Origin of the sequence: Streptomyces sp. S186 (assembly GCF_051603415.1) — a bacterium.
GTDB lineage: Bacteria > Actinomycetota > Actinomycetes > Streptomycetales > Streptomycetaceae > Streptomyces.
The window spans coordinates 6,836,477-6,849,466 of record NZ_CP193932.1 but is presented as its reverse complement, the minus strand read 5'-3'; the positions used below and the strand labels follow the sequence as shown (position 1 = coordinate 6,849,466).

The 12,990-nt window shown below is 71.9% G+C and carries 13 protein-coding genes; 4 read left to right on the top strand and 9 right to left on the bottom strand.

Features of this window, described 5'->3' with window-relative positions; translation table 11 throughout:
* Positions 1–250: 250 nt before the first annotated feature.
* A complete protein-coding gene (locus ACRAS8_RS29605; RefSeq protein ID WP_438489039.1) occupies positions 251–1,534 on the bottom strand; it encodes a DUF6986 family protein in 1,284 nt (427 codons plus the stop codon).
* A gap of 206 nt (positions 1,535–1,740) precedes the next feature.
* Between ACRAS8_RS29605 and ACRAS8_RS29600 the strand changes: the two genes are divergently transcribed.
* Positions 1,741–2,259 carry a DinB family protein gene (locus ACRAS8_RS29600; protein ID WP_438489038.1) on the top strand — a complete coding sequence of 173 codons (519 nt, stop codon included), beginning with the start codon at positions 1,741–1,743 and terminating at the stop codon, positions 2,257–2,259.
* Positions 2,260–2,355: 96 nt separating this feature from the next.
* On the opposite strand, the gene ACRAS8_RS29595 is transcribed toward ACRAS8_RS29600, so the two are convergent.
* From ACRAS8_RS29595 to ACRAS8_RS29580, 4 genes are all read right to left on the bottom strand, one after another.
* Entirely contained in the window at positions 2,356–3,318 is a 963-nt protein-coding gene (locus tag ACRAS8_RS29595; RefSeq protein WP_438489037.1) for an electron transfer flavoprotein subunit alpha/FixB family protein, read from the bottom strand.
* A 147-nt stretch (positions 3,319–3,465) separates the two neighbouring features.
* On the bottom strand, positions 3,466–4,254 hold the full coding sequence (locus tag ACRAS8_RS29590; protein ID WP_026247553.1) for an electron transfer flavoprotein subunit beta/FixA family protein: 789 nt from the start codon (positions 4,252–4,254) through the stop codon (positions 3,466–3,468).
* A 212-nt stretch (positions 4,255–4,466) separates the two neighbouring features.
* Complete coding sequence (locus ACRAS8_RS29585) at positions 4,467–4,973, bottom strand: flavin reductase family protein (RefSeq protein ID WP_438490635.1); 507 nt, start codon at positions 4,971–4,973, stop codon at positions 4,467–4,469.
* A gap of 231 nt (positions 4,974–5,204) precedes the next feature.
* Complete coding sequence (locus ACRAS8_RS29580; RefSeq protein WP_438489036.1) at positions 5,205–5,579, bottom strand: TlpA family protein disulfide reductase; 375 nt, start codon at positions 5,577–5,579, stop codon at positions 5,205–5,207.
* Between the two features lie 344 nt (positions 5,580–5,923).
* Here ACRAS8_RS29580 and ACRAS8_RS29575 point away from each other — a divergent pair, with 344 nt between their 5' ends.
* Entirely contained in the window at positions 5,924–6,646 is a 723-nt protein-coding gene (locus tag ACRAS8_RS29575; protein ID WP_438489035.1) for a lysophospholipid acyltransferase family protein, read from the top strand.
* Between the two features lie 515 nt (positions 6,647–7,161).
* On the opposite strand, the gene ACRAS8_RS29570 is transcribed toward ACRAS8_RS29575, so the two are convergent.
* From ACRAS8_RS29570 to ACRAS8_RS29560, 3 genes are all read right to left on the bottom strand, one after another.
* Positions 7,162–8,232 (bottom strand): threonine aldolase family protein, encoded by a 1,071-nt coding sequence (locus tag ACRAS8_RS29570; RefSeq protein ID WP_438490634.1) that lies wholly within the window; start codon positions 8,230–8,232, stop codon positions 7,162–7,164.
* Positions 8,229–8,990 (bottom strand): SDR family NAD(P)-dependent oxidoreductase, encoded by a 762-nt coding sequence (locus ACRAS8_RS29565; protein ID WP_438490633.1) that lies wholly within the window; start codon positions 8,988–8,990, stop codon positions 8,229–8,231. Before ACRAS8_RS29565 ends, ACRAS8_RS29570 begins: the two co-directional genes overlap by 4 nt.
* A 101-nt stretch (positions 8,991–9,091) precedes the next feature.
* The gene (locus tag ACRAS8_RS29560; protein WP_438489034.1) at positions 9,092–10,489 is read right to left on the bottom strand and encodes a DUF6421 family protein; all 1,398 of its coding nucleotides are present in this window, start codon (positions 10,487–10,489) and stop codon (positions 9,092–9,094) included.
* Positions 10,490–11,104: 615 nt separating this feature from the next.
* On the opposite strand from ACRAS8_RS29560, the gene ACRAS8_RS29555 reads away from it, so the two are divergent.
* Complete coding sequence (locus tag ACRAS8_RS29555) at positions 11,105–11,788, top strand: glycerophosphodiester phosphodiesterase (RefSeq protein WP_438489033.1); 684 nt, start codon at positions 11,105–11,107, stop codon at positions 11,786–11,788.
* Positions 11,789–11,911: 123 nt separating this feature from the next.
* Here the strand turns inward: ACRAS8_RS29555 and ACRAS8_RS29550 are convergent, their stop codons facing one another.
* Positions 11,912–12,445, bottom strand: a complete 534-nt coding sequence (locus ACRAS8_RS29550; protein WP_438489032.1) for a GNAT family N-acetyltransferase — start codon at positions 12,443–12,445, stop codon at positions 11,912–11,914.
* A 148-nt stretch (positions 12,446–12,593) separates the two neighbouring features.
* On the opposite strand from ACRAS8_RS29550, the gene ACRAS8_RS29545 reads away from it, so the two are divergent.
* Entirely contained in the window at positions 12,594–12,980 is a 387-nt protein-coding gene (locus ACRAS8_RS29545) for a VOC family protein (protein ID WP_438489031.1), read from the top strand.
* Positions 12,981–12,990 lie beyond the last annotated feature (10 nt).

Below are 12,990 nucleotides of genomic sequence, written 5' to 3'. Positions count from 1 at the left end.
CGTCCACGTACGGGAGGGGGCGGTGCCGGAGGGGTGGGTGTTCGGGCTTTGCTTCCGAAGGCTCGAAATAGAGCAAAGGCGGAGCGAAGCGGAGCGTAAAGCGAAGCAGTCCGAACACCCACCCCGGAGGCACCGAACCCGGCACCCACCACTCAGCGGGGCCCCGCCCCGACAACCCCTCCGCCGAAGGCGGAAAGACCGCAACCCCCACGGCGGGACAGCCGGCAACGTACGGGGCGCACCGGCCGCGTCAGCCGCGCTTCGCGGGACGCCCCGCCAGGCCGTCCAGGTCAGCGCGGGTCAAGCCGGTGAGGCGGGCGACCTCCGCCGGGTCGACCGCGCCACAGTCGACGCCGCGGAGAAGGTAGCCGCTGAGGGCCTTCGCGGTGGCGGGCTCGTCGGCAATGTCGCCGCCGGTCTTGGCGGCATACGCGGCGAGCCGGGCGGCGGCCTTCGCCAGGCCCTCGCGGTAGAAAGCGTAGACGGCGGCGTAGCGGGTCGGCAGGTGGCCCGGGTGCATGTCCCAGCCCTGGTAGTAGGCGCGGGCCAGGGCGCGGCGGGTGAGGCCGTGGTGCAGCCGCCAGGCGTCGTGGACCTGGGCGGTGGGGCCGACCGGGAGCACGTTGGTGGAGCCGTCGGAGAGCCGGACGCCGGTGCCGGCGGCGGCGACCTGCATGACGGCCTTGGCGTGGTCGGCGGCGGGGTGGTCGCTGGCCTGATAGGCGGCACTGACGCCGCAGGAGGCGCTGTAGTCGAAGGTGCCGTAGTGGAGGGAGGTGGCGCGGTCCTCGGCGGCCTCGATCATGCGGGCGACGGTGGCGCGGCCGTCGGCGCCCAGGATGGCCTGGGTGGTCTCGATCTGGATCTCGAAGCCGATCCGGCCGGGCGCCAGGCCGCGGGCCTTCTCGAACGCCTCCAGCAGCCGGACCATGGCGGTGACCTGCTCGGCGTAGGTGACCTTGGGGAGGGTGAGCACCAGGCCGTCGGGGAGTCCGCCGGCCTCCATCAGGCCGGTGAGGAAGATGTCCAGGGTGCGGATGCCGCGGTCGCGGACGGCGGCCTCCATGCACTTCATGCGGATGCCCATGTAGGGCGCGGCGGTACCGTCCCGGTAGGCGGCGGCGACCAGGGCGGCGGCGCGGGCGGCGGTCTCGTCCTCCTCGGCGTCGGACCGCGGGCCGTAGCCGTCCTCGAAGTCGATCCGCAGGTCCTCGACGGGCTCGCGCTCCAGCTTGGCGCGGACCCGTTCGTACACCGGGCCGGCGAGGTCGTCGGCGAGGCCGAGGACGGCCGCGAGCGCGCCGGCGTCGGGGGCGTGCTCGTCGAGCATGGCGAGCGCCTGGTCGCCCCAGGAGCGGAGGGTGCCGGCGGTGAAGGCGTCGCCGGGGACGTAGACCGTGTGGACCGGCTGGCGGGTGCCGGGGTCGCCCGGGTAGCGCCGCGCCAGATCGGCGTCCACTTGGGCGAGAGCGGCTCCGATGCCCTCGCGTACGGTGTCCGCGAGGCTCGTCGCCACGGTCTCCTGCTGCCCCATTTCGGTACCCTCCCGGTGCTTGTGCCCGCCGCCGTCACCGACCCCGAGCATTTCCGCTCAACGGAATCAACAATCCGTATAGCGAAGCTAACGGTGTCGGTAGGCGAGGTCAACACCTTCCCGGCCGTGGCGACGCGGGTCAGCGGACCGCCGCGGGCCGGCAACTCCCTGGCGCGAGCGGCCCCTCCCGGCCCACAATCCCGCTCATGACATGGACCGCACCCCGGATCGAACGCCGGCAGATCCCCACCGCGGCGGACGAACGCGCCTTGCTGCAGGGCTGGCTCGACTTCCACCGTGACACCCTGCTCACCAAGTGCGCGGGTCTGACCGGCGAACAGCTCGCCCGGCCCACCACCCCGCCGTCCCCGCTCACCCTGCTCGGCCTGGTGCGTCATCTGACCTACGTCGAACGCGTCTGGTTCCGGCAGCGGTTCGCCGGCGAGGCGATCGACAGCCTCTACTCCACCGAGGACGATCCGGACGCCGACTTCCACGGCCTCGACCCGGCCCGGGCCGAGGCGGACCACGCGGCCCTGCTCGCCGAGATCGCGGCCTGCGACGCGGTGGCGGCCGGCCGCGGCCTGGACGAGACCTTCACCACCGACAAGGGCCGCACCCTCAACCTGCGCTGGGTGTACGTCCACATGATCGAGGAGTACGCCCGGCACAACGGGCACGCGGATCTGCTGCGCGAGGCCCTGGACGGCGAGACCGGGTCCTGAGCAGCCCGGCCGCCCCACGGCCGAAGGCCCCGTACGCGGACGACGTACGGGGCCTTCGGCCATGCGGTGCGCGGGCCCGCGGCGGGCCCGGCCGGGTCAGCCCTTGCGGGTCTTGACCTCTTCGGTCAGCGCCGGGACGACGTCGAAGAGGTCGCCGACCACGCCGTAGTCGACCAGGTCGAAGATCGGCGCCTCGGCATCCTTGTTGATCGCGACGATGGTCTTCGAGGTCTGCATACCGGCACGGTGCTGGATCGCGCCGGAGATGCCGGCCGCGATGTACAGCTGCGGCGAGACCGACTTACCGGTCTGGCCGACCTGGTTGGTGTGCGGGTACCAGCCGGCGTCCACCGCGGCGCGCGAGGCACCGACGGCCGCGCCGAGCGAGTCGGCGAGCGCCTCGATGACCGGGAAGTTCTCGGCGCCGTTGACGCCACGGCCACCGGAGACCACGATCGCGGCCTCGGTCAGCTCCGGGCGGCCGGTCGACTCCCGCGGGGTGCGCGAGACGATCTTGGTGCCCTTGGAGGCGTCCCCGACGGTCACCGCGAGCTGCTCGACCGTGCCGGCGGCCGGCGCGGCCTCCGGAGCGGCGGAGTTGGGCTTGACGGTGATGACCGGGGTGCCCTTGGTGATCCGCGACTTGGTGGTGTACGAGGCCGCGAAGACCGACTGGGTGGCCACCGGGCCCTCGTCGCCGGCCTCGACGTCCACGGCGTCGGTGATGATGCCGGAGCCGATCCGGACGGCCAGGCGGGCGCCGATCTCCTTGCCCTCGGCGGAGGACGGCAGCAGGACGGCGACCGGCGACACCGCCTCGTGGGCGGCCTGCAGCGCGTCGACCTTGGGGGCGACGAGGTACTCGGCGAACTCCGGGGCGTCGGCGGTCAGGACCTTCACCGCGCCGTGCTCGGCGAGCACGGGGGCGGCGGTGTCCACGCCGGCGCCGAGGTGCACGGCAACCGGCTCGCCGATGCGGCGGGCCAGGGTGAGCAGTTCGAGGGTGGGCTTGCGGACGGCGCCGTCCACGTGGTCGACGTAGACAAGGACTTCAGCCATGGCAATTGCTCCTGCGGGAAGAGTGCGGGCGAGGGAGGAAGGGATGGTTCCGACGGACCGTCATGTGCCAGCAGAGATAGGGGAGTTGACCCCTGCCCCGGCCGCGGCAGCGGCCCCGGCCCGGGGGTGGCGCCCCGGGCCCGCGGCTCAGATGAACTTCTGGCCCGCGAGGAACTCGGCGAGCTGCTTGGCGCCCTCGCCCTCGTCCGTGACGATCGTGCCCTTGGTACGGGCCGGACGCTCGGTGGCCGACTCGACCTTGGTCCAGGCACCCTCCAGGCCGACCTCCTCGGCCTCGATGTCCAGGTCCTCCAGGTCCAGGGTCTCCAGCGGCTTCTTCTTGGCCGCCATGATGCCCTTGAAGGAGGGGTAACGCGCCTCGCCCGACTGGTCGGTGACGGAGACGACGGCCGGCAGCGCGGCCTCCAGCTGCTCGCTGGCGGTGTCGCCGTCCCGGCGGCCGGTGACCTTGCCGTCGGCGACGGCGACCTGGGAGAGCTGGGTCGCCTGCGGGACACCGAGCCGCTCGGCGAGCAGCGCGGGCAGTACGCCCATGGTGCCGTCGGTGGAGGCCATACCGCAGACCACGAGGTCGTAGCCGGTCTTCTCGATGGCCTTGGCGAGCACGAGCGAGGTGCCGAGCGCGTCGGTGCCGTGCAGATCGTCGTCCTCGACGTGGACGGCCTTGTCGGCACCCATCGACAGCGCCTTGCGCAGCGCGTCGGTGGCGTCCTCGGGACCGACGGTCAGGACCGTGATCTCCGCGTCGTCGTCGTTGGCTTCCTTGATCTGCAGGGCCTGCTCGACGGCGTACTCGTCGAGCTCCGAGAGGAGGCCGTCCACGTCGTCCCGGTCGACGGTCAGGTCCTCGGCGAAGTGCCGGTCGCCGGTGGCGTCGGGCACGTACTTCACACAGACAACGATCCTCAAGCTCACGCCGGCTCTCCTACCTGCTTCGTCTCTTCAGAACTGCCTTGTGCTGGCAGCATAGGCGCCTCACGGGGCGGCTCCCGGTCGGATACGGATCCCCGCGCCGACCGTCATGTTACTCGCTAGTACATACACTCCGTCGCCCCGAATCAAGGCCGCCGAAATGTGACCTTCCCAACGGCTCCAACGAGGCGACGAAGCAGGTCCGGAGGAACCCGTCAGTCCCGCAACGCGTTGAAGGCGCCCTGGTGGTAGAGGAGCGGGCGGCCCGGTCCGGCGGGGTCGCCGACGACCGGCTCGGCGAGCACGATCCGGTGGTCACCGGCCGGAATCCGGGCGACCACCCGGCACACCAGCCAGGCCACCACGCCGTCCAGCAGGGGCACGCCCTCGGGGCCGGTGCGCCAGGAGGTGGCCGGGCCGAACCGGTCGGCGCCGCTGCGGGCGAAGGTGGCGGCCAACTCCTCCTGGTGCTCGCCGAGGAGATGGACGCCTATGTGCGCGGCCTCGGAGACCACGGGCCAGCTGGAGGCGCCGGTACCGATGCCGAAGGAGAGCAGCGGGGGCTCGGCGGCGACGGAGGTGAGCGAGGTGGCGGTGAAACCGACGGGGCCGGGACCGGCCGCGGTGATCACCGCGACGCCCGCGGCGTGCCGGCGGAAGACGGAGCGCAGGAGTTCCGGGGAGGCGGTACGGGCCGTGCCGAGTTCGGGCGAGACCGTCATGGAGTTGTCCTTCTGCTGTGGGCTGTGCGCCCGGGCGGGGCCGCCGGCGGCCGAAGGGCGGGCGGCGGCGGTGAGGTCGTCGCTGCTCACACGCCGGGACAGCGCGCGCTGGCGGTCCGCTGCAGATCGACGTGCGCGCGTCCGTACAGAAGAAGGAAGATGCCTGGCCGCATGACGTCAGGCTGACGACGCGTGCCCCACAGCGTCAAGTGGCGCCCGGAATCTGGGAGATCAATCACGGACCGCCGCCCCCAGTGCCGCGATGACGTCGGCCTTGCGCGGCTGCCCCGCGGCGCGGCGGACGACCGCGCCGTGTCCGTCGAGCACCAGGACCGTCGGCGTGCGGAGGATCTCCAGCCGGCGCACCAGCTCCAGACGGTCCTCCGCGTCGATCTCGACATGGGCCACGCCCTCGACCATCCCCGCGACATCGGCCAGCACCCGCCGGGTGGCCCGGCAGGGCTGGCAGAAGGCACTGGAGAACTGGAGGAGGGTGGCCCGCTCCCCCAGCTCCGCACCGATCTCCGCGGCCACCAGCCGCGCCTCGTCCTCCCGCTCGCCCACCTTCGTCCTTCCGTCCCTACGACCGGCGAACCTGCCCGGCATCCCTCCCCCTTCGCCGCGCCCCTTCCCAGCATGCAGCGTCCTCAGGACCACAAAGATTCCCGGCCCCACACCACCACCGCACTCCACGCTCTCCACCGGAACCCCACCGCACAACGACCTGCCACGCACCACGACGCCGGACGCACCCCTCCTGAAACCGCCCACGACCTGCTGCTTTCCCTCTCCCCGCCCCTCCCACGTGACGAGAATCTCCCGCCGGGAGGCGCCCACGCGCTGGCCGCCGACAGCGAACATCGGGCACGATCTCCCGAGCCGCAGAGTTACCTCTGCGTAGGTTTCCGCCGGGAGAACCCTCCCCAGGCACAGAGAAGGGGCCCCCGGACATGGCCGAGTTCGTCTACCCGCCCGTCATCGGCGCCGCCCGTACGCTCTTCAAGACGCTGGACCTGAAGTTCGACGTGGCCGGCACGGAGCACATCCCGCGGCGCGGCGGGGCGGTGCTGGTGAGCAATCACATCGGCTATCTGGACTTCGTCTTCTGCGGGCTGGCGGCCCGCCCGGCCAAGCGGCTGGTGCGGTTCATGGCCAAGGAATCGGTCTTCCGGCACAAGGTGTCCGGGCCGCTGATGCGGGCCATGAAGCACATCCCGGTGGACCGGACGCAGGGCACGCACGCCTACAAGCACGCGCTCTCCGCACTGCGCTCCGGCGAGATCATCGGGGTCTTCCCCGAGGCGACGATCTCCGAGTCGTTCACCCTGAAGAACTTCAAGTCGGGCGCGGCACGACTGGCCCAGGAGGCCGGCGTCCCGCTGCTCCCGATGGCGCTGTGGGGCACCCAGCGGCTGTGGACCAAGGGCCACAAGCGCCAGCTGGGCCGCCACCACTTCCCGATAACGATCCGGGTGGGCGAGCCGGTGGAGGCCGACCCGGCCGATCAGGCCGAAAAGATCACCGACCGCCTGCGGGCCCGCGTCCAGGACCTCCTGGAAGCCGCCCAGCGTGCGTATCCCGTGCGTCCTCGGGACGCCGAGGACACGTGGTGGATTCCGGCCCACCTGGGCGGCACCGCACCGTCCGCTGCGCTTGGCTGCCCTCCCACGTAGTCGGCTTTCCCGCCGTAGGGGTTCGCCGCGCTTGCGCCTGACGGCGCGCTTCCGGCCCGCTTCGCGGGCTTGTTGTCCGCTGCGCGGGGCTGTCGGGTGCGGTGACGGGCCTCCGGGGGTGGTGTGCCGGACTGCTTCGCTTTACGTCCGGCACACCACCCCCTCCGACCCGTCCCCTCCCGTTGAGGGTCGGATTTCAGGTCAGTTGGGGCTCATGCCTGGTGGGCAAGTGCAGGCCCCGGACTGATGGGTGACCGGCAATGGGTAAGCGAGCCGGCACGGGACCGCTCACGCACGCCCGCACCCACCGTCTCCATGACCACCCACGGGAGGGGACGGGTCGGAGGGGCAGGGGGTGTGTCCGGACGTAAAGCGACAGCAGTCCGGACACACCCCCTGCCCCGGAGGCCCGGCACCGCGGCCGAACAGCCCCGCGCAGCGGACAAGCAATGCGCCGCAGGCGCAAAACAGGAACCCGCACGGCGGGAAACCCGACAACGTGGGAATAAACGGGCCTATCGGCCCATCTCCTCGCGGATCGCCGAAAGAAACGCGTCGACATCCCCCTCCGTCGTGTCGAACGAGCACATCCACCGCACCACCCCGGCCGCCTCGTCCCAGAAGTAGAAGCGGAACCGCTTCTGGAGGCGTTCGCTGACCTCGTGCGGGAGGCGGGCGAAGACGCCGTTGGCCTGGACGGGGTAGAGGATCTCGATGCCGGGGATCTCGCGGACGCCGGTGGCCAGGCGCTGGGCCATGGTGTTGGCGTGGCGGGCGTTGCGCAGCCACAGGTCCTTGGCGAGGAGTGCCTCCAACTGGACGGAGACGAAGCGCATCTTGGACGCGAGCTGCATGGAGAGCTTGCGCAGATGCTTCATGGCGCGGACCGCGTCGGGGTTGAGGACGACCACGGCCTCGCCGAAGACCGCGCCGTTCTTGGTGCCGCCGTAGGAGAGGATGTCGACGCCCACGGCGTTGGTGAAGGCGCGCATGGGGACGTCGAGGGTGGCGGCGGCATTGGCTATCCGGGAGCCGTCGAGGTGGACGAGCATGTTGCGCTCGTGGGCGTGGTCGCAGATCGCGCGGACCTCGTCGGGCGTGTAGACGGTGCCCAGTTCCGTGCTCTGGGTGATCGAGACGACCTGTGGCATGGCGCGGTGCTCGTCGTCCCAGCCCCATGCCTGGCGGTCGATCAGCTCGGGGGTGAGCTTGCCGTCGGGGGTGGGGACGGTGAGCAGCTTGAGGCCGCCGATCCGCTCCGGGGCACCGCATTCGTCGACGTTGATGTGCGCCGATTCGGCGGCGATCACCGCGCCCCAGCGGTCGGTGACGGCCTGGAGTGCGACGACGTTGGCGCCGGTACCGTTGAACACCGGGAACGCCTGGGCGCGCTGGCCGAAGTGGCTGCGGAAGACCCGTTGGAGGTGTTCGGTGTACTCGTCCTCGCCGTAGGCGACCTGGTGGCCGCCGTTGGCGAGGGCGAGCGCGGCGAGCACCTCGGGGTGCGCACCGGCGTAGTTGTCGCTGGCGAAGCCGCGGATCTGCGGGTCGTGGTGCTGCCGGGCGTCGGTCTTCGCCCGGTTCACGGCTTGGGGGTCAGCCACAGACGCTGTCCATTCACTTCCTGGGCGGGCCGGTCCCAGACCTCGGCGATGGCCTCGGCCAGCTCCGTGACGTCGGTGAAGCCCGCGAACTTGGCGTTCGGTCGCTCGGCGCGCATCTGGTCGTTGACGAGCGCCTTCACGATCAGGATGGCAGCCGCGGCGCGCGGTCCGGCCTCGCCCCCCGACTTGCGGAAGCCGTCGGCCATGGCAAGGGTCCATGCCTCGGCGGCCGCCTTGGACGCGGCGTAGGCGGCGTTGCCGGCGGTGGGCTTGCTGGCGCCGGCGGCGCTGATCAGCAGGTAGCGGCCGTTGCCGCTGCGTTCCAGCGCGTCGTTGAAGGCGAGGGAGGTGTGCTGGACGGTGCGGATCAGCAGCTTGTGCAGGGTCTCCCAGTCCGCCAGGTCGGTCTCGGTGAACGTCGAGCAGCCTCGCCAGCCGCCGACGAGGTGGACCAGGCCGTCGACCCGGCCGAATTCCTTCTCCGTGCGGGCCGCCCATTCGCGGGTCTGGTCGAGGTCGAGGAGGTCGACCGTCTCGCCGATGACCGTGGCGCCGCCGTGGGCGTAGCGGGCCGCGTCGACGGCCTCCGCCAGCCGCTCGGGGTTGGAGTCCGAGCCGACCACCACCGCGCCGGCCTCGGCCAGCCGCAGCAGGGTGGCCCGGCCCGCCGGTCCGGCCGCTCCGGCCACCGCGATGACCGCGCCCTCCAGCGGCCCCTGGCCGCCCGTCGAAGTACCCATCTCCGTCGCCTCCTCGTCCTGCCCCTGGACGGCCGCCGGCCTGGCGTCCCGGCCGGTCCGCACGCTCTGCACGTTGTCTTCCTGCTCGGTCCGCGCGCTCTTCACGCCGCCACCGGCGTCTCGCTGTGGGCGGTGATGCCCTTGGTCGAGGCGATCACAGAACGCAGCTTCTTGGCGAGCGCCTCGTAGAACATGCTCAGCGGGAACTCGTCGGGCAGCACGTCGTCGACGAGTTTGCGCGGCGGACGGTCCAGGTCGAGGGCGTCCGGGCCCTTGGCCCAGACCGAGCCCGGGTGCGGGGCGAGGTAGGTCGAGACCAGGTCGTAGGCGGCGAACCAGTGGACCAGCTTGGGCCGGTCGATGCCGTCGCGGTAGAGCTTCTCGATCTCGCCGCAGAGCTGGTTGGTGACCCTGGGCGCCCGCTCCCAGTCGATGTGCAGTGTGTTGTCCGTCCAGCGTACGACGTCGTGCTTGTGGAGGTAGGCGAAGAGCAGCTGGCCACCGAGGCCGTCATAATTGCGCACCCGCTCGCCGGTGACCGGGAAGCGGAACATCCGGTCGAAGATCACCGCGAACTGCACGTCCCGGGCCTGCGGGTAGCCCTCGGCCTCCAGCTTCACGGCCTCCTTGAAGGCGGTGAGGTCGCAGCGCAGCTCCTCCAGGCCGTACATCCAGAACGGCTGGCGCTGCTTGATCATGAAGGGGTCGAACGGCAGGTCGCCGTGGCTGTGGGTGCGGTCGTGGATCATGTCCCAGAGGACGAACGCCTGCTGGCAGCGCTGCTGGTCACCGAGGAGCGCGCGGATGTCCGCGGGGAGGTCGACGCCGAGGATGTCCACGGCGGCCTCGCTGACCCGGCGGAAGCGGGCGGCCTCGCGGTCGCAGAAGATGCCGCCCCAGCTGAACCGCTCGGGGGCCTGGCGGACCGCGATGGTCTCGGGGAAGAGGACGGCCGAGTTGGTGTCGTAGCCGGCGGTGAAGTCCTCGAAGGTGATCCCGCAGAAGAGGGGGTTGTCGTAGCGGGTGCGCTCCAGCTCGGCGAGCCAGTCCGGCCAGACCATGCGCAGCACGACGGCCTCGAAGTTGCGGTCCGGGTTGCCGTTCTGGGTGTACATGGGGAAGACGACGAGGTGCTGGAGGCCGTCGGCGCGCTGCCGGGCGGGCTGGAAGGCGAGCAGCGAGTCGAGGAAGTCGGGGACGCCGAAGCCCTCCTCGGCCCAGCGGCGCAGATCGGCGACGAGGGCTTCGTGGTAGGCGGCGTCGTGCGGGAGCAGCGGGGCGAGGTCGCGGATGGCCCTGACGGCCCGCTCGACCTCCTGGCGGACCGCCGCAGCGGTGGGTGCGCCGTCCGCGGCGAGGTCGACGGAGCCGTCCTTGGACTGCCACGGGCGGAGGGACTCGATGGCGTCCTTCAGCACGGGCCAGGCGGGGTGTGCGACCACGGAGCCGTCCGACAGGGTGCCGCCCCGGGCACCCACAGGCGAAAGAATTTCCGTCATGACTGCCCTCCGGCGATAGATCGTCCTGTGAGACCACCGTAACCAGCCAAGGATCGGCCATTCAAGTGGGCCTGGTGAAAAATATTCTGCGGACGCCCCATGGTCACGGCTGATTTTCCTGTGAGATGTGGCTTCGACCTCACTTCCTGCCACTTGCGGTGGACGATTCCGCGTTTTCTCCGGCGTGGAGTGGGGTAGATGAGGGAGATCGCGGACCGGCTGGGCGGGTGAGGAAGCACGGGGCGGACGGGGGCGGTCCGGGCCGGGCAGGGGCCGGAGCAGGCGCGACCGGCGCGGCGGCGCCGGCGGCCGTAGGGCGGTGGGCGGCCGCGGCGCGGTGGTGATGCCGGCGGCGCGGGCGGCCGGGTGTGGCGGAATGTCGCTCAACTCGCCGCGTCGGGGCAGGTGTTGATCAGGTCCGGCCGGGTTCCGGGGCACTCGGCGGTGCGTAGCGGAGGCGGCCGGCGGGCACTCGTACGGGCTAGAGGGGACTTGTCCCTACGGCGCTGCCGTTCGCCGGCGGATTAGGCTGTGCGCCATTTCGGGCGGCAGTGCGCCGGCGGCGACATGTGCACGGAGCCGACCGCAACCGAGCCGACTGAAAGCGAGGCAGCCTTGTCCTTTCTCACCATCGGGCACCGCGGATTGATGGGTGTGGAGCCGGAGAACACCCTGCGCTCCTTCGTCCGCGCCGAACGCGAGGGCGTCGACGCCGTCGAACTGGACCTGCACCTGAGCAAGGACGGCGCGCTGGTGGTGATGCACGATCCGGACGTCGACCGGACCACCGACGGCACCGGCCCGGTCGCCGAGCGCACCCTCGCCGAACTGCGGGAGCTGGACGCCGGGCAGGGCGAGCGGATCCCGGTGTTCGAGGACGTGGCGGACGCGGTGCGGCTGCCGCTGCAGGCGGAGATCAAGGACGTCGCGGCGGCGCAGGCGCTGGCCGAGGTGGTGCGCTCGCGCGATCTGGCCGGCCGGGTGGAGGTCATCTCGTTCCACGACGAGGCGCTGGCGGAGATCCGCACACTGCTGCCGGGGGTGCGCACCGGGCTGGTCGGCGAGTGGTACGGCGCCGACATCGTGGACCGCGCCACGGCGGTGGGCGCGGGTCTGGTGTCGCTCGACATCCGCCGGCTCACCCTCGAACTGGTCGAGCGGGCGCACGCCGCGGGGCTGCGGGTGCTGGGCTGGACGGTGAACACCCACGACCAGCTGCGGCTGGCGCGCGGGCTGGGGCTGGACGGGGTGGTGACCGATCAGCCGGAGATCCGGCGGGCGGTGCGCTTCACGGCGTAGCCGGGGCCTTCCGCGGGCGGGCGGCATGGCACCGCGTACGGGACGCGGCGCCACGTACGGGGCCGCCCGGCGGGAAGGCCGGCCGCACGTCCGGGCGGAGCTGCTCCGGCTGTCCGGTGTGGCTCAGCCCAGCGGCTTGACCAGCAGCTCGAACTCCAGGTCGGCGCGCTGCGGGATGCCGAACCGCTCGTCGCCGTAAGGGAACGGGCTGAACCGGCCGGTGCGGCGGTAGCCGCGGCGCTCGTACCAGGCGATGAGTTCCTCGCGCTGGCGTATGACGGTCATCCGCATCTCCGGGGCGCCCCAGGTGGCCGCCGCCGTGCGCTCGGCCTCGGCGATGATCACCTTGCCCAGGCCGGCGCCCTGCAGCGCGGGGCGGACCGCGAACATCCCGAAGTAGACGTGGTCCCCGCGGTGCTCCAGCTGGCAGCAGGCGACCAGCTCGCCGTCCCGCTCGGCGACCAGCAGCCGGCCGCTGTCGTTGCGCACCACCTCGGCGACGCCGTCCGCGTCGGTCCGCCGGCCGTCCAGCAGATCCGCCTCGGTCGTCCACCCGGCCCGGCTGGCGTCCCCGCGGTAGGCCGACTCCACCAGCGCGACGAGCGCGGGGACGTCGGCCTCGGTGGCGTCGCGGAAGGTCAGCGGCGTGGTGAGCATGGCGGGCGGAATCCTCTCGGCCGTACGGCGGGCTGACAGCCGAGGCTAACAAGCGGCGCCGCGCGGCGGGAGGGCCGGACGGCCCGGCGGCCGGCCGGGCGCCGTGTCCGGGCCCCTGAGGCGCGTCCGGCGGCGTAGGGTCCCTGCCATGGTGCAGGTACTGAGCAGCAGGGTGCTGTTGCGGCCGGCCGATCCGGAGCGGTCGCGGACGTTCTACGGCGAGGCGCTGGGTCTGGCGGTCTACCGCGAGTTCGGCACCGGTCCCGAGCGCGGCACGGTGTACTTCCTCGGCGGCGGCTTCCTGGAGGTCTCCGGACGGGCCACGGACGCGCCGACGCCGACCCTCCAGCTGTGGCTGCAGGTGGCCGACGCGGCACGGGCGCACGAGGAGTTGGTGGCACAGGGAGTAGAGGTGCTGCGGCCGCCGGTGCGCGAGCCGTGGGGGCTGATCGAGATGTGGATCGCCGACCCGGACGGGCACCGGATCGTCGTCACCGAGGTGCCCGCGGACCATCCGCTGCGCTTTCGGCCCTGAGCCGGCGCCT